At 42.6% G+C, this 336-nt stretch carries 1 protein-coding gene; it reads right to left on the bottom strand.

Annotated features, from left to right (window positions below; all coding sequences use genetic code 11):
- Window positions 1-88, bottom strand: an 88-nt coding sequence (locus tag FHD02_RS24635; protein ID WP_001566122.1) for a hypothetical protein, incomplete at its 3' end; no start/stop codon positions are given.
- Between the last annotated feature and the right edge of the window lie 248 nt (window positions 89-336).

Raw genomic sequence — 336 nt, 5'->3', positions numbered from 1 at the left:
GCTCCATGCGGGACAAGAAAATCTCTTTTCTGGTCTGACGGCGCTTACTGCTGAATTCACTGTCGGCGAAGGTAAGTTGATGACTCATGATGAACCCTGTTCCATGGCTCCAGATGACAAACATGATCTCATATCAGGGACTTGTTCGCACCTTCCCAAGACAAATCAGTCATACACATCATTTTTTTAATTAAAGAAATACCGGTGAACGCCGTTATATACGCTTATCCAGACACAACGAGACACTATTATCATGACGTGGAAAACCACACAGGGGCAGGTTACCCTTTTGCTTGTCAGTTTTTTTGTATTTTTAATTATCGTGACCTATACCGT

Source organism: Citrobacter sp. EC_71, assembly GCF_019584005.1.
Taxonomy (GTDB): domain Bacteria; phylum Pseudomonadota; class Gammaproteobacteria; order Enterobacterales; family Enterobacteriaceae; genus Citrobacter; species Citrobacter werkmanii.
Note: the sequence above shows the minus strand (reverse complement) of the source record. Positions and strands in the feature narration are given on the sequence as shown.